The following is a 20,905-nucleotide window of genomic DNA, read 5'->3' on the forward strand; positions in this document are numbered from 1 at the left end:
GGCGCGCCCTGGCACCATACTGACGGCCCATCACATCACCGTCCAGACAGCGGCGTTCGATCAGCTCGACGGCTCGATCACCAACCGCGCCCCCTGCGTTTCGCCGGACGAGGGCCCGGTCTCCAGCAGGAGTTCACCGGGTTCGACGGCGAGGCCCAGGTCCCGGGTGACGGAGGCGAGGGTGTCGGCGTCGACCGCGAACACGGCCTCGGCCTCCTCCCCCGGCCGCAGCTCGAGGCGGGCGAAGCCACGGAGCTCGCGGACGCGGGGCCACGAGGAGCCGCCCGACAGCCGGCGCACATAGAGCTGGACCGTCTCGCGCACCGGCCGCTCACCCGTGTTGCGCACGGTGGCCCGGCAGATGAGCGCCGGGTCGTCCGCGGTCACCCGGGCACGGGAGAGTCGCGGCGGCGCGTACGCGACCGTGGTGCACGAGAGGCCGTGGCCGAAGGCGTAGCGGGCGGTGGCGGGCTGGTCCACATAGCCGCGGTACCGGTGGTCCTTGGCGTTGTAGAACACCGGCAGCTGCGCGGCCGACCTGGGGATGGACACCGGCAGCCGCCCCTCGGGCCCGGCCGTGCCGAACAGCACGTCGGCGACGGCCCGCCCGCCCCACGGGCCCGGGTACCAGGCGCTCAGCACCGCCGCGGCCTTCTCCGAGAGGTCGGGCAGGGCGTGCGGACGGCCCTGGACGAGGACCACGACGACCGGCACCCCCGTGGCCGCCACCGCGTCCAGGAGCGCCAACTGCCCCTCGGGCAGGCGCAGTTCCGCCAGGTCGACGCCCTCGCCGCAGGTCATACCCGCGGGGTTGGCGGAGCTCACCACCGCGGCGCCGTTGCTGTCGAAGGTGGTGTCACCGGACCGGGCGCTGGATCCGCCCAGGACGAGCACCGCGATGTCCGCCGCTGACGCCAGCGCGACCGCCTCGGGGACACCGGAGAGGTCGCCGCCGACCAGCTCGCACCCTGGCCCGTAGGTGACCTCGGTGTCCGGCGGCGCGGCCGACCGGATGCCGTCCAGGACCGTGACGTGGTGGGAGCCGGGGCGCTGTGGCGCGGTGTAGTCGCCGATCTGCTGGGCGATGGAGTCGGCGTTCGGGCCGAGGACGGCGATCCGGCGGGCCGAGGGTGCCAGCGGCAGGACTCCCCCGTCGTGGGCGAGCAGGGTGATGGACGCGCGGGCGATGCGTTCACTCAGCTCACGCGGGTCGGCGGGCCGGTCCACGGCAGGCGCGTAGGGCCGCTCGAAGAGGCCCAGGCGGAACTTCAGCGCCAGCACCCGGGCCACGGCGGTGTCCAGGGTCCGCTCCGCGACGAGCCCCTGGGCCACCGCCTCGGCCAGCCGCGGAAAACAGGCATCCCAGAGGCTCAGGTCGCATCCGGCGTCGAGGGCCAGGGCGCCCGCGGCCACCGGGTCGCCCGTGAGCCGGACCAGACGGTCGATGGCGCCACCGTCCGCCATCACGAGGCCGTCGAACCCCAGCCGCTCCCGGAGGAGTTCGGTCAGCAGCGGTCGGCTGGCGACGCAGGGCAGGCCGTCGAACTCGTTGTACGCCGCCATCACCCCGGCCGCACCGGCGCGTATCCCGGCCCGGGCAGCCGCCAGATGGATCTCGTGCAGCTCGCGGGCGCCCAGTTCGGTGGCCGCGCTGTTGCGTCCGCCGACCGCGGCCCCCTGTCCGGCGAAGTGCTTGAGCACCACGGCCACGTCCGCCGTGCGCATCCCCCGCACCAGCGCCCCGGTGAGCCGGGCCGCCAGATACGGGTCCTCGCCGAAGCACTCCTCCGCACGTCCCCAGCGCGGGTCGCGCACCAGGTCGAGGGCGGAGACCAGCGCCACGTGGCCACCGCGTGCCCGCACCTCCGCGCCGACCGCTGCCGCCGCGTCCTCGTAGAGCCCGGGGTCCCAGGTGGCGCCCACGGCGAGGTTGACCGGCAGCACGGTGCCGTCCAGGGCCTGGTGGCCGTGCGGAACCTCCTCGACGAGCAGCACGGGTATGCCGAGTCGGGTGTTCTCCACGACGTGCCGCTGTACGGCGTCGGCGACCCGCGCCCCGTCCTCCGCGGTGATGCCGTCGGCGAAGCCGACGCCGGACCAGGCGTCGGCCCGCTGGAGTCCGTACAGGGCGCCCAGCCCGCCGTACGCGGCGACCTCGGCGCGGAAGGCGTCGGTGAGCCGGTGGCCGCCGTCGGTGCGCTCGTAGGCGTGCCAGCCGTACATCCGCTGGTTGACCTGGCCGACCTTCTCGGTGAGGGTCATGCGCCCCAGCAGATCGCGGACCCGCTCCGCCACGGGCGCGGCCGGGTCGCGGTAGAGCTGGTCGGTCATGTCAGCTCCAGGACGCGCACACCGTACGGGCCGAGTGTCACATCCGCCGTCGCCGCGCCGGACGCGAGGTCACGCAGCGTTCCCTCGGCGGCGGGGCGGACGGTGACCTCCTCGGGGCTCTGGCTGACCAGCCAGACGAAGCGGCGCCCGTCGTCGTGGACAAGGAGGTCCGCGCCGACGTGGGGGCTGTCGACCGTCACCGGGCGGTGGACCCCGGCCACGTCGCCGAGCGCCGCGTACAGCCGGTGGGTCTCCTCGGGGTTGGCGCGGGCGGTGCGGGCGGCCATGTGCTCCAGGGGGTAGGTGGCCAGGACGGTGCGGCCGCGCCCGGTGTCGCGCACCAGGAGGGCGGGCCGCCCGTGGGCGTCGACGGCCACCACCCGGGCATCACGCGGCACCACCGGCAGATACGCCCGGCTGTCCTCGTTGCCCGCGACGGGGAAGCGCAGCGAGGTCCCGGCCGTCAGCCCGCCGAAGTCCTCGGTGAACGTCATCTCCAGGACGTCGTCCTCGATGGGCTCGGCCACGCCGTAGGAGAGCTGTAGTTCCACGCCGAACAGCCCGTCCAGGTCGTCGAACCACGGGCCGCGGGTCCCCGGGTGCTCCCCGGAGCAGAACGAGAGGTAGACGGTGGCGCCCGCGTGGGCGCGGCGTTCGAGCTCACGCCGGGTGCGCGTGGTGAGCTGACGGGTGGCGGGGAGCAGATACAGGGCCGCGTCGCCGGGCAGTCCGTCGGCCTCCCGGGTGAAGCCCACCGGCAGGTCGGCGGCGCGGGTGGCCACATAGCTCTGATGCAGCGATGTGAAGATCAGCGGCCGGTCGGCGGGCCTGCTGTAGGGGTAGCCGCGCTCTAGGAAGGCGGGCACGACCAGGGCGGCGTCCGCGTCGGCGCGTCGGCAGTGTGCGAAGTCCACGGCCTTCAACACGTCGGCGAACGCGGCGAGTTCGAGCAGCGGGGCCTTGGGGGCGCCGGTGTGGTCGGTGATGCCGAAGTGCATCTCGAAGGGGTGGTGGTCGTACGGCGAGCGGTCCCACAGGTCGTCGTAGTCGGTGTTGTTCCAGGCGATCCAGCCCGTGGCCCCACCGAGCAGCGAGTTGTGCAGGGTCTGCCGGTAGTAGACCGCCGCGTTCCGCTCGGACACGGTGTCCGTGGAGAGCCCGAACTCCTCCAGGACCACGGGCTGTCCGGTGACCGACGCCAGTTCGCACTCGAAGGCGGCGCGCAGGTGCTGACGGGGCCGGTCGGTGTCCGAGCGGTAGACGTGCGGGCCCACGAAGTCCACGTATTCGGCGGTCTCGCGCAGCGAGAAGCCATTGTCGCGGCCGGTGACCTCGATGCCCCAGGCGCCGTCGCCGAGGGAGACGGGCTGGGTGCCACCGGCCGCCCGTACGGCGTTGCACATGGCCTGCGCCCAGGCGGTCACCACCTCGGAGGAGGGCGGATCCACCTGGTAGATGCGGCCGTAGCCGGGCATCTCATTGGTGATGAGCCAGCCGGTGACCGCCGGGTGGTCCTTGAAGCGGCGGGTCATCTGGGACGCGAACCACGCCTGGCGGCCGACCATCCACACGTCCTCGTAGAGGTCGCGGCCACCGCGCCAGGCGGGGTCCCAGTTCTCGCCCGACATGTGTCCGACGATGAAGGTGGGCACCGTGCCCATGCCCGTCTCGGTGTGGGCGTCGAGGAAGTCGCGGAAGCGCTCGCACAGCGTCTCGTCGACGCGGTGGGGCTCCGGGTGGAAGTCGGGCCAGTAGAAGAACGACCGGGTCATCGTCAGGCCGTGCTCGCGCAGCACCCTCAGCTCCGCGCGGACCGTCGTCGGGTCGTAGTCGCGCCACATCAGGGGCCCGCCGGTGCGGGACCAGAAGTTGGCGCCGAGCCAGGGCAGGACGGCGGGGTGGTGGGTGAGCTGGGCGCTGTGGCGTCGCATGGTCCTTCTCGGATGTCGGTGGTACGGGGTGGGGGGTGGCCCGGCGCGGGGCCGGGGTCGGGGGCTCAGGTGTCGGCCGTCAGCCGGGGGCGGGTCCGGTGGACTCGCGGACGACCAGCCGTGGCCGGTCGTCGAGCGCCGTCTCCTCGACGTTCTCGCCGCAGCGTGCGAGGAGCAGCCGGGCGGCGGCCGCGCCGACCCGCTGCACCTGCTGGTCGACCGTGGTCAGCCGGGGGTGCAGCCAGCGGCCGAGCGGCAGGTTGTCGTGGCCGACGACCGACAGATCGTCGGGGACGCGCAGCCCGGCGCGCTGGGCGGCGCCGATACCGCACATCGCCATCGAGTCGTTGGCGTAGACGATCGCGGTGGCGCGGTCGGCGGCGTCCAGCAGTGCCTGGGTGGCGGCGACGGCGGACACTTCGGTGAAATCGGTGTGCAGGACCGCGTAGGGCCGCAGCCCCGCCTGCCGGAGGGCGGTCTCGAAGACGCCGCCGCGCAGCCGGGTGTGCTTCAGGTCGGCGGGGCCCGCCACATAGGCGATCCGCCGGTGTCCGAGCCCGAGGAGGTGGCGGACGACCTCCTCGACGGCGGCGTCCTGGTGGCCGAGGCCGACGCGTGGCACGGCGGCGGCGCGGTCGGGGGGACCGAGCAGCACGGCGGGCAGGCCGAGGCGGGCCAGCAGGGCGGGGCGCGGGTCGTCGGCGCGGGCGTCGGTCAGGACGGCGCCGTCGACGCGGCCCTCGGCCGCGAGCCGCTTGTAGAGGGCGTTCTCCTCCTGGGCCCCGGCCACCAGGTGCAGCAGCAGACCGTAGCCGCGGGGCGCCAGTTCGCCCTCGATACCGGTGATCAGCTCGCTGAAGTGCGGGTCCGCGCCGAGCACATCGGTGGGGCGCCGGACGACGAGGGCGAGGGTGCGGGTACGGGCGCTGCGCAGGGCGGCGGCGGACGCGCTCGGTGACCAGCCGAGCTCCGTCGCGGTGTCCAGGATGCGCTGCCGGGTGGCCTCCGACAGCCGGCCCTTGTCGTTGAACGCCTGGGAGACGGCGGCGGTGGACACCCCGGCGGCGGCCGCCACCTCTTTGATGGTGGGGCGCCGTCCCGGTTTCGCGGCGGTCGTGCTCACACCTTGACCGGAGGTCGTGCTCACGCCTTGACCGCCCCGTTGATGAGCGCCTGCTGCATGCGCTTCTGGAGCACCGTGTAGACGACCCATACGGGGATCAGGGTCAGGACGGTACCGGCGGTGAGGACGCCGTAATCGGTTCCGGTGATGGCCTTGAGGGTGGGCAGGGCCACCTGCACGGTGCGCTGCTCGGGGTCGGGACCGATGATGACCAGCGAGTACAGGTACTCGTTCCAGAAGGTGAGGAAGTTCAGCAGGAGCACGGTGGCGATGCCGGGCAGGCACATCGGTATGTAGATGTGGCGCAGCACCGTGTAGGTGGACGCCCCGTCCATCCGGGCGGCCTCCTCCATCTCCCTGGGGATGGTCCGCATGAACTGCACCAGGATCACCACCGACAGCGGCATCGCCGTCGCGGGCAGGAGGAAGACCATGAACAGCCGGGTGTGGAACAGCCCGGTGGCGGCGGCGAGCAGGAAGGTGGGGAAGAGCGCCGCGAACGTGGGGATCAGGAACCCCAGCGAGAAGACCTTCTCCATCGCCGAGGCGAGCCGTCCGGTCGAGCGGGCGAGCGCGAACGCCGCGGGCAGCGCCAGCAGCAGGGTCAGCGCCAGGGCGAGGACCGTCACCAGGGCGGAGTTGACGACGGCGGTGCCCAGGTCGGCGCTGTCGTAGGCGGTACGGAAGTTGCCGAAGCCGAGCGACTCGGGCAGTGCGAAGGGATGGGCGAAGATCTCCTCGTTGCTCTTGAACGCGGAGGCGAGGAAGTAGTAGAGCGGCACGATCAGGAGTACCGCGTAGGTCCACACCAGGATGTGTGCGGGCAGCCAGCGCTTGCCGAGTTTCATGGTGAGCCGCCTCACGATCAGTAGTTCTGGCGGAACGCGCGGCGGATGGTGAGCAGCCCGACGAGCCCGGCCAGGAAGAGGATGACGCCGACGGTCTGGCTGTAGCCCAGGTCGGCGGCGATGAACGCCTTCTGGTAGACGAGGAACGACAGCGTCGTGGACGAGCTGCCGGGACCGCCCTGGGTGAGCAGCAGCACGTGCTGCGCCGAGCCGAAGAGGGTCCACAGGAACTGCAACATGGTGACGACGCCGACGTAGTCGCGGATCACGGGGAAGTGGATGCGCCACATGGTCCGCCAGTGCCCGGCCCCGTCCAGCTGGGCCGCCTCGCCGAGGTCGTCGGGGACGCTGTCGAGCCGGGCGGCGAACAGGACGGCGGTGAAGCCGATCCCGCTCCACACGTCCAGGGCGATCAGACAGGCCAGGGCCGTGGACGGCGAGGCGAGCCAGGCGTCGGTGAGCGAGCCGAGCCCCACCGACTCGAGCGCGCCGTTGGCCAGTCCGTCCGGGGACAGCGCCGCGTAGAACACCATGGCCTTGGCGGGGGTGGAGATCAGGCCGGGGATGAACAGCAGATAGCGGATCACCCGGTGTCCGGGCGGCTTCTGCGCCACGTAGTAGCCCAGCATGTAGGCGCACACGATCATGATCGGCAGCGCCACCGCCAGCTGGACGGCGGTGTTGCGCACCGCGTCCCAGAAGACGGGGTCGTCCAGGACCGTGCGGACGTTGCCGAGCCCGGCGAACGACACCGGCTGGAGCATGCCCGGCCAGTGCAGGGCGGCGATCACGAAGATGGCGATCACCGGGCCGATCATGAAGACCGCGTACCAGACCAGCGCCGGGACGGCCAGGATCGTGCCGCCCTGCCGGGGTGTGCCGCTACGGCCTTTGGTGGCGGGTGGTGCGGGGTGGCGGATCGCGGCCCCGCCCGGGGGCGACGTCAGCGTCGTCATGAGGTGGCTCCCGTGGAGTCGGGCTCGGGATATGAGCGAACGGGCGGGCGGTTCACGCGGAGCGGTACGCGGTCTCGAGCGCGGCGCGGACCTTCGCGGCGCTGGTGCCGCGGGTGAAGGAGGTGCTGGTCGCGGTGATCAGCGGCTGGGCGGCGGCGGGCGGGACGTACACATCGGGCAGCAGCGCCTGGCTCACGGTCGAGCCCAGCCGCTGGGCCGCGGCCACCAGCGGGAAATCGGTGCTCACGGTGTCGGAGCGCAGCGCCATGTCGCGGCCGCTCTCCTTGATGAACCGGGCGACGGTGTCGGGCCGGTACATGAAGCGCAGGAACTTCTCGACGGCGTCGATCTTCTTGGTGCCGTTCGGGCTGATCCAGAACCCGATCAGGGTGTAGGTGCGCAGGATGGTGGGCTTCTCGTGCGCGGCGCCGTCGGCCAGCGGCCATCCGCCGACCTCGGTGTGCCGGGCCACCTTCGGGGGCACCTTGGCCAGCGCCGAGGACATCGCCGACTCGATCGCCGCGGCCTGCGTGTTGAACTGCGTGGTCATCGAATCCGAGGTGAGGCCCTGGGCCTTGTCGGCGAAGACACCGGCGTCGCGCAGTGTCACGAAGTACTCGATGCCCTCGCGGGCGCCCTTGGCTCCGAAGTCCCCCGTGGTGTAGGCGTGCCGGGCCTCGTCCTCGGTGAGGTAGGTCTGGATGATCTGGGCCAGCAGCTTCTGCCCGGTCCAGTCGTTGCCACCGACGGTCACGGGCGCGATCCCCTTGGCGCGCAGCTTGCGGGCCGCGGCGATCAGCTCGTCGCCCGTGGTGGGTATCGCGTCGACGCCCGCGCGGTCCAGCAGGGCCCGGTTGTAGGCGATCGGCCAGTTGGTGGCGAAGTAGGGGAAGGCGCGCACCCTGCCCTTGGCGTCGGTCCACTCGGCGAGCGCCTGCGGAAGCACCCGCTCCCGCAGCCCCCAGTCGTCCAGATAGCCCTTGACGTCGACCGTGGCGCCGACGTCCGTCCAGGCCAGCGTCTTGTCGTAGAGGTTGACCATGACGACGTCCGGCTCCTTGCGGGCCAGCCGCGAGGTCTCGTAGACCTGCGCGAGGTCGTCGCCGTTGATGAGGTTCTTGACCTTGAGTCCCGGATGCTCCTTGCGGAACCGGTCGAGGGCCGCGAGGTAGGTGGGGGATCCCGGGGCGGTGGTGCCCAGCTGGCTGTGCACGACGAGCGTATCGGGATCGGAGTCCGCGCCGGTGAGCGCGGAGCAGGCGGAAAGGCCAGGCAGGACGGTCGCGGCGGCGAGGCCGGAACCGGCGGCGAGGAAGCCGCGCCGAGTCAGCGGTGAGTGCACTGCGGGGGTCTCCAACCAGGCGGTTAACGAGTGGTTAATCGATCTACCTCGAGGGTGTGAGGAATGTAGGAGCCACTTCGCCTCTGGTCAAGCCCTTGCCGGGACCGAAAACACACCGGACCCGCGGAACCCCATCCGCGGCGGGGAGCGGATGGGGTGCGGGTCGTCCGTGGTGGGGAGCGGATGGTGCGCGGTCGTCCGTGGTGGCGGGTCCGTGACGACGCACCCGCGGTGGCGCTATTCCCAGGCCAGCCGCACCTGGGCGCCGGGGTCGGCCACCTGCGTCCATGTCTCGGCGATCCGCATGGTCGTCCTGCGCACGCTGTCGTACGGCGGCCAGCCGGGGTCGCCCGTCCTCGCGAACCGGATCCAGGTGGCGTGGACCCGGGAGGCGAGGTCGGCGGGCGGCCCGGCCGGGCCGAGGATCGCCTCGGGACCGTGGAGCCGTGTCAGGTCGGTGCGGTCGAACACGAACGGCAGCTCCATGACGTGCGAGGCGCCGAGCCGCCCGGCCAGCGCCTCCGACCGCCAGCCGAACTCGTAGACGTGGGTACGCGACGAGGGGTGCTGGGCATGGGCGGTGGCGAGCCGCCGGGTGCCCGCGCCGAACAGGGCGTCCGTCATGATGGCGGCCCGCAGCTCGCCCGGGGACGCCCCTGGCCGCTCCCGGCGGTAGACCTCCACCAGCTTCTCGGGGGCGGGGTGGGAGCGTGCCGCCGTGGCGCGGACGTCCTCCTCGGTCGAGGACGTGAGGTGGCCCGAGGGGGCCAGATAGAGGTTGCCCTCCTCGGCGTTCGTGCCGAGCAGCAGATCGACGCCCGCGCCACGTCCGGTGGCCACGGCCTCGGCCGGCTGCTGGTCCAGGACGAGGCTGAACGTGCTCAGGCCGATCAGCGGGTCGAAGCGCCCGTCGACCGTGAGATCGATCCCGGCGAGTCGCGGCATGGCCGCCACGAAGCGCTCGTCGGGGACCGACGCCAGCGCCTCCGCGGTCGCGGCGGTCCCCAGGGCACGGGCGAGGGCCTGGGTGACCCGGCTCGCCTGGGCGCGGCTGAACGCCCCCAGACCGCTGCCGCTCTGGATGATGGCCCGCTGGAAGAGCCCTTCGGCCCGTGGGTCGGCCACCACCGCGCCCACGATGGTGGCGCCCGCCGACTGGCCGAAGAGCGTCACCCGGGACGAGTCGCCCCCGAACGCCGCGATGTTCTCCCCGACCCAGCGCAGCGCCGCGACCACATCCAGCAGGCCGCGGTTGTCGGGGGCGTCGGGGAGGTGCAGGAAGCCGGGCACCCCGAGCCGGTAGTTGAGGGTGACCAGGACGACGCCGTCCCGGGCGAAGGCGGTGCCGTCGAAGAGCTCGGACCGGGTGGACCCGGCCACGAAGCCGCCGCCGTGCACGAACACCATCACGGGCAGGTCGTCGCGTGTGGTGTCGGGCGTCCAGACGTTCACCGCGAGGTAGTCCTCGCCCGGGACCCAGCCCGGTCCGAAGTACGGGGACATGTCGAGCCGGCCGAATGCGTCGCGCTTCGGCTGCGGTGCCGTGGGGCCCCCGGCGGTGGTGTCCCGGACACCGTCCCACGGCGGGTGCGGCGCCGGCGGCGCGAACCGGGCGGCGCCGCGCGGTGGTGCGGCGTAGGGGATGTGCCGGAAGACGGTGGCGTGTTCCTCCTGGCGGCCGCGGACCGCGCCGTGGGAGGTCACGACGACGGGGGCGTGGGTGTGGTTCGTCATGCGTGGTGCGTCTCTTCCTCGGTATCTCTCCGGCCACCGGTCACAGGCGTGCGAAGGCGGCCCATTCCTTGACGGCGAACGTGTCGCCCTCGCGCCGCACCTCGGCGGCGCCGTGGCCGCCCAGGTGGGCCGGGAAGACCAGGGCGTGTCGATCGGCGGCCCGGCCGAGGACCCGGCGGCGGGTGGCGCGGGATTCGGCCGGGTCCTCGCAGAAGCAGCTGTTGGTGTCGGGATCGGCGATCTGCACCGGGCTGTGCAGCAGGTCCCCCACGAAGAGCGCGCGATCGCCCCGGGAATCGAGAGCGAGCAGGGAGGATCCCGGTGTGTGTCCGGGGGCGAGTTCCAGACGGAGATTGGCGTCGATGTCGAGGCTGCCGTCCCACAGCAGCGCCTTGCCCGCTTCCCGGATGGGGGCGACGGAATCCTCGAAGACATTCTGATTGCCCCTGCCGAGCAGTGGCTTGTGCTCGTTCTCCGGATTCCAGAACTCGAAGTCGCGCTCGGGGATGAGATATGTGGCGTTCGGGAAGGTCGGCACCCACTGCCGACCGTCGAGACGGGTGTTCCAGCCCACGTGGTCGACGTGCAGATGGGTGTTGACCACGAGGTCGACGTCCTCCGGCCGCACCCCGGCCCTGGCGAGATTCCCCAGGAAGTCGGTGTTCAGATAGCTCCACACCGGTGCGTAGGGCCGGTGCTTGTGGTTGCCCACTCCGGTGTCGACGAGAATGGTCTTGCCCTCGCTGCGCAGGACCCAGGTCTGAATCGCGGACCGCACGTTATCGGTGCCGGGATCGTAGAAGTCCGGGGCCAGCCAGGAGGCGTTGTCCTTCCACACCTCCTCAGGGCTTTCCGGAAAGAAGGTCCGGGACGTCAGGTCGACGGATCCGTAGTATTCCTCGACGCGTGTGACGGTGACATCGCCCAGGGTTATCTGCTGCATGGATATTCACCTTGTTCATGAGATGTCGATTCGCGGCAGAATCCTCGTCGGAGGGGGTCATGGGCGGTATCCGTCACCTGACTGCACTCGCCGACGGAGGCGGGCAGCACGACCGATAACACGTCATCGCCGCACCGAAAACTTTTCGGAGACTGATGGCGCTAGATCCTTTGCATCGCCGATGACCATGCGTATACATCAGTGAGTCGCAGATCAGAGGCGATGTAGCGGCAACACCAGCCGAAGTTTCTACCGGAATCGTTCCGGAAGAAGCGTTGACGTTGCGACGGCCCCGCAGCATACTCCGCATCGATCGTTGCCCATCGGCACAGCACTGCCACCCGCCCGCGAAGAAGGGACAGCAATGGTCATCGATTCCCGTCAGGCCCGCCAGGAGCGCGGAGATCGCCGTCCCCGGTTACGCGTCCGAAGGGCGTTCAGCCTCGGCGTCGTCGGCCTCCTCACCGCGGCCGGTGTCCTGGCCCTGTCCGGTCCCGCCAGCGCCGCGAGCACCCTGGGCGGCGCGGCGGCGGCCAAGGGCCGCTACTTCGGTGCCGCCGTGGCCGCCAACCACCTCGGCGAAGCCGCGTACGCCAACACGCTGGACACCGAGTTCAACGCCATCACACCCGAGAACGAGATGAAGTGGGACGCCGTCGAGAGCTCCCGGAACTCGTTCAACTTCGGCAGCGCCGACCAGATCGTGAGTCACGCCCAGGGCAAGGGCATGAAGATCCGGGGCCACACTCTGGTCTGGCACTCCCAACTCCCCGGCTGGGTAGGAGGTTTGAGCGCCACCGAGCTGCGCTCGGCGATGAACAACCACATCACCAAGGTGATGCAGCACTACCAGGGCAAGATCCTCGCCTGGGACGTGGTCAACGAGGCGTTCCAGGACGGCAACAGCGGTGCCCGGCGCAGTTCACCGTTCCAGGACAAGCTCGGCGACGGCTTCATCGAGGAGGCGTTCCGCACCGCGCGTGCGGCCGATCCGGGCGCCAAGCTCTGCTACAACGACTACAACACCGACGGCCAGAACGCGAAGAGCAACGCCGTCTACAACATGGTGAAGGACTTCAAGGCGCGCGGTGTGCCGATCGACTGCGTCGGCTTCCAGTCGCACTTCAACGGCCAGTCCCCGGTCCCCGGCGACTACCAGCAGAACCTCCAGCGCTTCGCCGACCTCGGCGTCGATGTGCAGATCACCGAGTTGGACATCGAGGGCTCCGGCACGGCCCAGGCCGACAGCTACCGCCGTGTCACCCAGGCGTGTCTGGCCGTGTCCCGCTGCACCGGCATCACCGTATGGGGTGTCACCGACAAGTACTCGTGGCGCGCCAGTGGCACCCCGCTGCTGTTCGACAACAACTACGCCAAGAAGCCCGCTTACACCGCGGTGCTCACCGCGCTGGGCGGCACCAGCGGTGGTGGCGACGGCGGCGACAAGTCGTGCACCGCGTCGTACTCCGAGACGCAGCGGTGGGGCGACCGCTTCAACGGCAAGGTGACGGTGACGGCCGGAAACTCCGCCATCAGCAGCTGGACGGTGACGGTGACCGTGCGTTCCGCGCAGAGCGTCTCCACCACCTGGAGCGGCACTCCCAGCTGGGACGGCAGCGGCAAGGTCATGACGATGAGGCCCAACGGCAACGGCAACCTGGGCGCCGGAGCGGCCACCAGCTTCGGCTTCACGGTCATGGCGAACGGGGACTGGTCGGCCCCCACCATCGGCTCGTGCGTCGCCTCCTAGCCGGCCGGCAGGGGACCACACCCGCACTTACAGGAGGGACCATGACCGGACGCGGGAAGGCCGCGGCAAGACGCGCAGCCACTAGAAGCACCGGGAAAGCGCGGCGGTTCGCACTCGTCGCGGCGGCCACGGCCGCCCTGGCGGGGTTCTCCGCCGCGCCGTCGCCCGCGGCCACGCACGGCGCGGCGCACACCGAGCGGGCCTGGGCCGACTGCCCCAACGGATACGTGGGGCTGACGTACGACGACGGGCCGAATCCGGCGTCGACCCAGGCGCTGCTCAACGCCCTGCGGGCGGGTGGCGCGAAGGCCACCTTCTTCATCTGGGGGCTCCACGCCGACCAGCATCCGGATCTGCTCAGGGCCGAGCAGGCGGCGGGCATGTGGATCGCCAATCACACCACGTCGCACCCCCATCTCACCCAGATCGGCGAGCCGGCGGCGTACAACGAGATAGCGGGCGCCCAGAACACCATCCGGCGCATCACCGGGCAGACACCCACTCTGTTCCGGCCGCCGTACGGGGAGACCAACGCGCAGGTCAAGGCCGATGAGGCCCGTCTCGGGCTGACCGAGGTGCTGTGGAGCGTGGACTCCCAGGACTGGAACGGGGCCGGCACCCAGCAGATCGTCCAGGCCGCCGCCACCATGCGGGCGGGCAGCATCATCCTCATGCACGACGGCGGGTACCAGACCACCGTCGCCGCCGTGCTGCAGATCCTCAGCGGGCTCGCGGCACGGGGGCTGTGCCCCGGCAGGATCACCGCCGGGGCGGGTGGCGGCGCGGTCGTCACGGCTCCCTGAGCGCCGTATCCGGCTGACCGCTTCCGGCCGCGTCGCGCGGCAGCGGCCGCGGCCCCGCCTCGGCTTCCGCCGCGCCCCCGGCGCCCCCGTGTTCGCCACCGCGGTAGGCGGTGCGTGACGGGGGCGCCGGCAACAGGCGCTGGAGCAGCGGGCCGGTCATCATCGTGGTGACCACGGCCATGGCCACCATCACGGTGAAGACACGGCCGTCGATCACTCCGAGGCCCAGGCCCACGTTGAGCAGGACGAGTTCGGTGAGCCCGCGCGCGTTCATCAGCACACCGAGGGTGACCGCCTGCCGTGGGGTGGCCCCGGTGAGCCGGGCGGCGGCCGCGGCACCGATGAACTTGCCCGCGCAGGCCGCGACGAGCACGGCGAGCAGCATGGCCAGGCCCTGGCCGCCGAGTCCCCGGAAGTCGACGGACAGCCCGGTGACGGTGAAGAAGACCGGGAGCAGCAGCAGGCTCGACTGCTCGATGCGCGCGGGCACCTCCGGAGTGTGGGCCTCGAGCAGGCGGCGCGGTACGACGGCACCGAAGAGGAAGGCGCCGAACACCGTGTGCAGTCCCATCGCGTCGGTGGCCCAGGCCGACAGCAGCAGACCGCTGAAGACCACGCCTTGGACCAGTGTGCCGTCCCGGTTCCAGGACCGCTCGGGCGCCAGCAGCCGGTGCAGTGCGGGCTTGACCACGTACAGCATGCCGATGGCGAAGAGGGTGGACAGCAGCGCCATCCGGGCCAGCGGCCAGGAGCCGTCGGCGTTCACCACGACGACCACGACGGCGAGGATGCCCCATGCCAGCAGGTCCTGGAGGGCGGCGCAGGCCAGCGCCATGGTGCCGATGCGCTCCCGGGCCAGACCGTGGTCGGTCAGGATGCGGGCGAGCACCGGGAAGGCCGTGATGGACATGGCCGCGCCCAGGAACAGCGCCGGGCCGAGCAGCCCCATCCGCCCCTGCCCGGTGAGGCCCCAGGACGCGAAGGCGACGGCCAGGCCCGTGCCCAGGGCGAACGGCAGGACGACGGAGCTGAGCGAGACCGACACCACCTGGCGTCCCCGGCCCCGCAGTTGTGCCACGTCGAGGTGGTATCCCACCCCGAACATGAAGAGTACGAGGCCCAGTTGGGCCAGCAGCTGGAGGAAGGGGCGGGCCTGGTCCGGAAAGAGGACCGCGGTCGGATTCCCGGGCAGCAGCCCCAGCAGACTGGGCCCCAGCATCAGGCCCGCGGCGATTTCCCCCAGCACCGCCGGCTGCCGCAGCCGCTGGGCGATCCGCCCGCAGACGACGGCCGCGGGTACGACCACGGCGAGGCCGACCAGCACATCCCGGATGGTCTCTTCCAGCGCGCTGCCGCTCATGGCCAAGGCCCTCCCCCGTCACCGGTTCCGCCCAGTCTCGGGGAACCAACTCCCTTACGGAAATGCGCACTTGGACGTCTGGACGCGGGACCGACGCCGACCGCGTGCGACCACGGCCGTATGTGGCCCCCGGATCGGGCAGCCCGGAGCCCGGCACCGGGACGGGGGATTCACCACGGTGCCGGGCGGCTCGGTTCAGACGGTTCGCAGCGCCTCCGTGGGGGGCATCCGGGCCGCCCGCAGGGCGGGCAGCAGCCCGGCGATGGCACCGATGGCCACGGCCGCGCCGAGTCCACCCGCCCAGGCGAGGACCGGGACCACGGTCTCCCAGCCCTTGACGCCCGCGTAGACGAACGTCGCCAGCGTGCCCAGCACCACCCCGACCGCGCCACCGAGCATGGCGAGCAGGATCGCCTCGGAGAGGAACTGCAACCGGATGGTGCCACGGGTGGCGCCGAGCGCCCGCCGCAGGCCGATCTCCGAGCGGCGTTCGAGCACCGAGATCACCATGGTGTTGGCGACCCCGATGCCCCCGACCAGCAGGGCCACCGCCCCCAGCCCGAGGAACAGTCCGTCCAGCGCCGACCGCGCGGCGGCCCGGGCCTCGAGCGCCGCCGACGGCTGGGTGACGCTGACCTCGCTGGGGTTCTGCGGGTTGGCCGTGGCCGCCAGGACGTTGCGGACCTCCTTGACCTGGTCGGTGTCCGACCGGACGTACACCGTGGAGGGGTGGCCGTCGAAGTCCAGGTACTTCTTCGCGGCCTCGTAGCCCACCAGCACCGCCGAGTCGATCTCCGGTGTCAGCTTCGCGGGCTTGAGCACCCCGGACACGTAGAACCACTGGCCGCCGACCCACACGCGCATGCCCGGGTGGATCCGGGAGATGCCCAGCCGGCTGGCGGCGTCCCAGCCGAGGACGGCCACCGGCTGCCGCGCGGTGGCGGCGTTGAGGTATCTGCCCTGGGCCATCGAGGTGCGCACCGCGGCCGGGAGGCGCAGGCTGGCGGCGTTCACCGAGAGGGAGTTGGTGTTGAGGCTCGGGATGTGCGGGCTGCGGTACGCCTCGGCATCGGTCTTGCCGGTGCTCTGCACCGCCTCGACCGGGCCGATCCGGGAGATCATGCCGGGCGCCTCGACGGGGAGTTTGGCGTCCCCGCCGCCCAGCGACTGGCCCGGAGTGACCTTCAGCAGATTGGTGCCCAGCTTGTCGATCTCGGCGAGCAGCCCGGCCTGCGAGGAGGACGACAGCCCGAGCACCGCCACCATGGCGGCGACGCCGATGGCGATGCCCAGCGCCGACAGGGCGGCCCGCATCCGGCGGGTACGCAGGCCCACGCTGGCGGTCCGGCCCAGGTCGGCGGGGTGGAGCCGGCCGGGGGCGGGGGCCGTGGAGGTCATGGCAACCGCCTCTCGATGTCCAGCGGGTCCTCCGCCGACATGACGTCCGCGACGATGTGGCCGTCGAGCACCTCGATCCGGCGCGGCAGCCGGGCGGCCAGCTCCCGATCGTGGGTGATCATGACGATGGTGGTGCCCTCGGCGTTGAGCTCCTTGAACAGCTTGAAGATCGCGGCACCCGCGACGCTGTCGAGGTTGCCGGTGGGCTCGTCGGCCAGCACGATCGCCGGATCACCGGCCAGGGCACGGGCGATCGCGACCCGCTGCCGCTCACCACCCGACAGCTGCGACGGCCGGTGGTGGATCCGGTGGCTGAGGCCGACCCGGTCCAGGGCCGCGGCGGCCGCCGACAGCCGGGCCGGACGCCGGACACCGGAGTACAGCATCCCGTCCGCCACGTTCTCCAGCGCCGTGGCGTGTTCGGCCAGGAAGAACTGCTGGAAGACAAAGCCGATCCGGGTGGCGCGCAGCCCGGCCAGCGCCCGGTCGGACATCGCGGCCACGTCCTCCCCCACGACCCGAACCGTGCCGGAGGTCGGCCGGTCCAGGGTGCCCATGACCTGCAACAGGGTCGACTTGCCGGAGCCGGAGGGGCCCACGATGGCCACCAGATCGCCCCGGTGGATGGTGAATCCGGCCCCGTCCAGCGCCACGACCGGGGAGGCGCCCGGATAGACCTTGGTCACGTCCTCCAGTTGCAGCACCGCCTCGCCGCTGGTCCGGACGTCGACCGGCCGCGTCTCGGTCTCCACGCCGGTCATGAGGCGGGCACCGCGATCTTCTGGCCGACCCCGAGTCCGGCGCCGCTGACCTCCACCTTGCCCTCGCTGTCGTCGAAGAGCCCGGTGCGCACCGGGATCAGCTTGTGCTTGCCGCCCGCCTCCACGACCTCGACGGCGTAACCGCCTCCGGCGAGCGCCAGCAGCGCGTTCACCGGCACCGACAGCACGTCCTTCACGGTGTCGGACACGATGGCCACCTGGACGGGCGCCTGGTCGAGCCCGCCGGTGGCCTTCGGGTCCTTCGGCTTGATCTGCACCTCGATCGTGGTCTTGTCATCGGCCTGCTTCGCCACCTTCCCCACCGATGACACCTCGCCATCGGTCGACTTGCCGTTGGGAAGGGTGATGGTCACCTTGTCGCCGACCGCCACTCCGGTCTGCTGGCTGGCGTTGAGCTCGACGGTCACCTGCCGCTTGGTCGACGAGACCTGGAGGACGCTCTGCCCCTGCCCGGCCGGGCCACCGCGTACGGCCCCTGACTTGATGACCCGGACCTCCTCGGCGGGCAGGAACACCGCCTGCCCGAGGGACAGTTCACCCGTCTCCTTCAGACCGACGTCCTCCTGGAGCTCCTTGAGGGCGTAGTAGGTCTGCATGCTGAAGTAGTCCGAGTCGGGGTCGATCTGTGCCTTGGTGGCGTACTTGAGGCTGACGAGCGCGGCGTTGAGCTGCCGCACATCGGCGCCCTCGGCGCCGTAGGCCAGATCGCGGTAGACCGGCTCGGCGGCGCCCTGGAGCAGCACCACCGGCTTGCCGCTCACGCGGTAGAGCACCTTGCCCTGGCTGATCACATCGCCCACGGCGGGGAGCTTGGTGATGGTGCCCTTGGCGTTGTTGACGACGTCGTACGAACCCGCGTAGCCGAGCGTCCCGTTCTCCAGGGTGCGGGCCGAAAGGGAGCCCTGGGTGACCTTCGCCAGCCCGGTGGGGGCGCTGGTCCTGGCCGACGAGTCCTTCTCTGACTTCTTGAACGGATCGGCCACGACGACGCCCGCGCCCGCCGCGACCACGATCGCCACGACGACGATCGCGGTCAGCCCGCGCCGCTTGCGCCGCGCCGGTGGTGGCGCGCTCTGCCGCTCCGGGGGGCTCGCTTCCTCGTCCTCGGTCGGGGTCTGGGTCGCACTCACGCCGAGCCCCCGCCTTGCTTGTTGGGCTCCATGTTGCGCAGGGACTCGGGCTGGTACTGCTTGCAGGCGTCCTCCGCCTTCTTGAACTGCGGTGTGGTCGGGTCGACCTCCAGCTTGAAGCCACCGCTCTCGTCCGGATCGGGGAAGCTGGGCACGCCGTTCTTGCGCATGCACTTGGCGTACTTGAGCTTGTCCTCGGTCGGCCACACGTCCCCCGGACCGCCACCACCTTCCTGCGGGGGCGGGGCCGGCATGTACTGCTTGCAGGCCTTCTCCGCCTTCTTGAACTCCGATGACTGCGGGTCAATTCCGACGCCCATGCCCTCACCGGGCTTCGGGTCCTTGAAATCGGGCAGGCCGTTCTTCCGCATGCACTCCGCGAATTTCAGCCCGTCCCCTTGTGCACCGGCCGCCGGCTGCTTGGACTGCGAGTTCTTCCCGGAGCCCACGCTGGCCACGCTCTTATCGGGTTCGTCGTTGTCGCCACAGGCAGTGGCGAGCAGGGCGACCCCGGTCAGCAGCGCCGCCAGTGCGGTGGTGCGCCGCAGCCTCTTCTTGGGTGCGGCACTGCCATCCGACGGCCGCTCCGTGATAACCACCATGCCACTGTCCCCATTCCTTCGGGATTTCCTGTACTTCCTGTTTTAGCGAGGGGGCGGTTTCGCCGAGGTTTCAGTGGGGGCTACGGCCGGAGATGCGCAGGTCCCGGACCGCAGGGCATGCGGAAGCCCCGGGCCGCCGGACGGGTGGTTCGGCGGACCGGGGCAGGGGCGGCGCTCGGCAGGCACCCAGCAGGCACCAGGCAGGCACCGGGCAGGGCATCGCGCGGGATTACGCCGGGCCCGGCGCCCCGGCGGGCAGGTGCTGCTCGCAAGCCTTGTGGGCGTCCCGGAACCCGGGCGACTTGACATCGATCCCGGCCTCCTCAGGGGCGAAGCCGCCACCCTTCGGGTCGGGGAAGTCGGGCACGCCGTTCTTCCGCATGCAGTCCACGTACTTCGTCAGATCGGGCATCCCACCGGGCGGCGGGGAAGCCCGGCGCCCTTCCGGCATCAGCCGCTCGCAGGCTTTCTCCGCCTTTTTGTACGCATCGCCCTTGACGTCTATGCCGCTGCTCGGGTCGAGCAGAATGGAGCCGTCCGCGGCGGGGTCGGGAAAGTCCGGCACACCGTTGTCCCGAAGGCATTCGACGAAGGCCATGCTTTTGGCCTTCTTGTCCCCCGCCCCGGCACTCCCCGACGACTTCGGAGAATCGTCGGAGCCGAGCGCGAAACCCAATCCGCCCGCCACCATCGCGATCGCGAGAGCGGCCCCCAGCGAAACGAGCAGAATGCCCAATCTGCCCTGTCGGCGCGTACCCTCGGGCGGCTCGCCCGAGGCCGCGTTCTCCTTCTCGTCCATACTCTCTCCACCCTCTCGCTAATTCTTCGTCAGCAGCTGCGCGGAAATGAGCCGACCGATCGTTTCGAGGGGCTCTCCGGTGAGCATCCCGTCGTGATCGGAGGCGATCCGGACCGGTTCGATATGCCCGTCGACGTATGGCGCCCAGCTGTCCGAAGCCGACTGCGCGGGGGCCGACGCGGGCCGACCCTCCGCGGCGACGAAGAGCAACAGGTTTCCGCGGTAGACGCCGGGCGTGTGGTGCTGGAGGAGCCGGATGTTGTTGGCGTTGACCCTCTGGATCTCGGAGAGCATCCGCACCCGCTTGCGCCGCCCGCCGCGGGGCCCTTCGGCGGGCTCGCCATCGGGCTCACCGGTCGGCCCCGCCTCGTCTACGCCGGGGTAGCCATCGAGGCTGACCAGGAGGTCCACCGTTTCGCCCCGCTGCTGGAGCAGCGCCGCCATCGCATGGGCCACGGTGCCACCGAATGACCAGCCGAGGAGGTGATAGGGCCCGGCCGGCTGCACGGTCCGGATCCTCGCCACGTAGTCCGCGGCCATCTCCTCGACCGTCCGCGGCAGTGACTCATCCGTTCCGAAACCGCGGGCCTGCAACGCGTAGACCGGTCGGTCCGGTGGCAGGTGGTCCGTGAGTTCCGCGTAGCAGCGCCCCAGCCCGGTGCTCGGGTGGACGCAGAACACGGGCGGACGGTCACCTCCGGTCCGGAGCGGCACCAACAGACCGGTGTCGTCGGAGTCGGTGTGCGCGGTGCCGTCCTCCGCACCGTCGAGCAGCCGCGCCACGTCGGCCACGGTCGGAGCGGTGAACAGCGCGCGGATGCTGACCTCGGCGCCGAAGGCGGCCCGGATCCGCGCGATCAGCCTCATCACGAGGATCGAGTCGCCACCGAGCTCGAAGAACGACGCCTCGGTGCTCGCCACCTCCTCCAGGCCCAGCACCTCGGCGAACAGCGCACACAGGCGCTCCTCGGTCGGCGTCTCCGGGCCACGTCCCGCCCTCGCCACGCCGGTGAAGTCGGGAGCGGGGAGTGCGGCCCGGTCCAGCTTGCCGTTCACCGTGATGGGCAGCGCGT

General features: G+C 71.3%; 17 protein-coding genes. 2 read left to right on the forward strand and 15 right to left on the reverse strand.

Features of this window, described 5'->3' with window-relative positions; genetic code table 11:
• Positions 1–60: 60 nt before the first annotated feature.
• From ABD329_RS18050 to ABD329_RS18085, 8 genes are all read right to left on the reverse strand, one after another.
• Positions 61–2,331 (reverse strand): glycoside hydrolase family 3 N-terminal domain-containing protein, encoded by a 2,271-nt coding sequence (locus ABD329_RS18050; RefSeq protein ID WP_198281204.1) that lies wholly within the window; start codon positions 2,329–2,331, stop codon positions 61–63.
• The gene (locus ABD329_RS18055; protein ID WP_198281205.1) at positions 2,328–4,262 is read right to left on the reverse strand and encodes a cellulase family glycosylhydrolase; all 1,935 of its coding nucleotides are present in this window, start codon (positions 4,260–4,262) and stop codon (positions 2,328–2,330) included. Before ABD329_RS18055 ends, ABD329_RS18050 begins: the two co-directional genes overlap by 4 nt.
• Positions 4,263–4,341: 79 nt before the next feature.
• Complete coding sequence (locus ABD329_RS18060; RefSeq protein WP_344316632.1) at positions 4,342–5,385, reverse strand: LacI family DNA-binding transcriptional regulator; 1,044 nt, start codon at positions 5,383–5,385, stop codon at positions 4,342–4,344.
• Positions 5,386–5,405: 20 nt separating this feature from the next.
• Positions 5,406–6,233: a carbohydrate ABC transporter permease gene (locus ABD329_RS18065; RefSeq protein WP_344316634.1), complete on the reverse strand. Its 828-nt coding sequence runs from the start codon at positions 6,231–6,233 to the stop codon at positions 5,406–5,408.
• A gap of 17 nt (positions 6,234–6,250) precedes the next feature.
• On the reverse strand, positions 6,251–7,189 hold the full coding sequence (locus ABD329_RS18070) for a carbohydrate ABC transporter permease (RefSeq protein WP_344316635.1): 939 nt from the start codon (positions 7,187–7,189) through the stop codon (positions 6,251–6,253).
• Between the two features lie 52 nt (positions 7,190–7,241).
• Positions 7,242–8,531 (reverse strand): ABC transporter substrate-binding protein, encoded by a 1,290-nt coding sequence (locus ABD329_RS18075; RefSeq protein ID WP_344316636.1) that lies wholly within the window; start codon positions 8,529–8,531, stop codon positions 7,242–7,244.
• Positions 8,532–8,768: 237 nt separating this feature from the next.
• Positions 8,769–10,265, reverse strand: coding sequence for a carboxylesterase/lipase family protein (locus ABD329_RS18080; RefSeq protein WP_344316637.1), 1,497 nt, complete (start codon positions 10,263–10,265; stop codon positions 8,769–8,771).
• Positions 10,266–10,305: 40 nt separating this feature from the next.
• Positions 10,306–11,208 (reverse strand): MBL fold metallo-hydrolase, encoded by a 903-nt coding sequence (locus ABD329_RS18085; protein ID WP_344316638.1) that lies wholly within the window; start codon positions 11,206–11,208, stop codon positions 10,306–10,308.
• Between the two features lie 364 nt (positions 11,209–11,572).
• On the opposite strand from ABD329_RS18085, the gene ABD329_RS18090 reads away from it, so the two are divergent.
• Positions 11,573–12,958 (forward strand): glycoside hydrolase family 10 protein, encoded by a 1,386-nt coding sequence (locus tag ABD329_RS18090; protein WP_344316639.1) that lies wholly within the window; start codon positions 11,573–11,575, stop codon positions 12,956–12,958.
• Between the two features lie 41 nt (positions 12,959–12,999).
• Positions 13,000–13,761, forward strand: coding sequence for a polysaccharide deacetylase family protein (locus tag ABD329_RS18095; RefSeq protein ID WP_344316640.1), 762 nt, complete (start codon positions 13,000–13,002; stop codon positions 13,759–13,761).
• Here the strand turns inward: ABD329_RS18095 and ABD329_RS18100 are convergent.
• From ABD329_RS18100 to ABD329_RS18130, 7 genes are all read right to left on the reverse strand, one after another.
• A complete protein-coding gene (locus ABD329_RS18100) occupies positions 13,748–15,121 on the reverse strand; it encodes a cation:proton antiporter (RefSeq protein ID WP_344316641.1) in 1,374 nt (457 codons plus the stop codon). The genes ABD329_RS18095 and ABD329_RS18100 overlap by 14 nt on opposite strands.
• 195 nt (positions 15,122–15,316) lie before the next feature.
• Complete coding sequence (locus tag ABD329_RS18105) at positions 15,317–16,519, reverse strand: ABC transporter permease (RefSeq protein ID WP_344316642.1); 1,203 nt, start codon at positions 16,517–16,519, stop codon at positions 15,317–15,319.
• Complete coding sequence (locus ABD329_RS18110) at positions 16,516–17,280, reverse strand: ABC transporter ATP-binding protein (protein ID WP_198280129.1); 765 nt, start codon at positions 17,278–17,280, stop codon at positions 16,516–16,518. Before ABD329_RS18110 ends, ABD329_RS18105 begins: the two co-directional genes overlap by 4 nt.
• A complete protein-coding gene (locus ABD329_RS18115) occupies positions 17,277–18,431 on the reverse strand; it encodes a peptidoglycan-binding protein (RefSeq protein WP_198280128.1) in 1,155 nt (384 codons plus the stop codon). Before ABD329_RS18115 ends, ABD329_RS18110 begins: the two co-directional genes overlap by 4 nt.
• A complete protein-coding gene (locus ABD329_RS18120; RefSeq protein WP_198280127.1) occupies positions 18,428–19,033 on the reverse strand; it encodes a hypothetical protein in 606 nt (201 codons plus the stop codon). The genes ABD329_RS18115 and ABD329_RS18120 overlap by 4 nt, the downstream gene beginning before the upstream one ends.
• Positions 19,034–19,262: 229 nt before the next feature.
• Entirely contained in the window at positions 19,263–19,832 is a 570-nt protein-coding gene (locus ABD329_RS18125) for a hypothetical protein (RefSeq protein WP_198280126.1), read from the reverse strand.
• Between the two features lie 18 nt (positions 19,833–19,850).
• On the reverse strand, positions 19,851–20,905 hold a 1,055-nt coding region (locus ABD329_RS18130; RefSeq protein ID WP_344316644.1), incomplete at its 5' end, for an alpha/beta fold hydrolase.

Origin of the sequence: Streptomyces javensis, from assembly GCF_039525925.1 — a bacterium.
GTDB lineage: Bacteria > Actinomycetota > Actinomycetes > Streptomycetales > Streptomycetaceae > Streptomyces > Streptomyces asiaticus.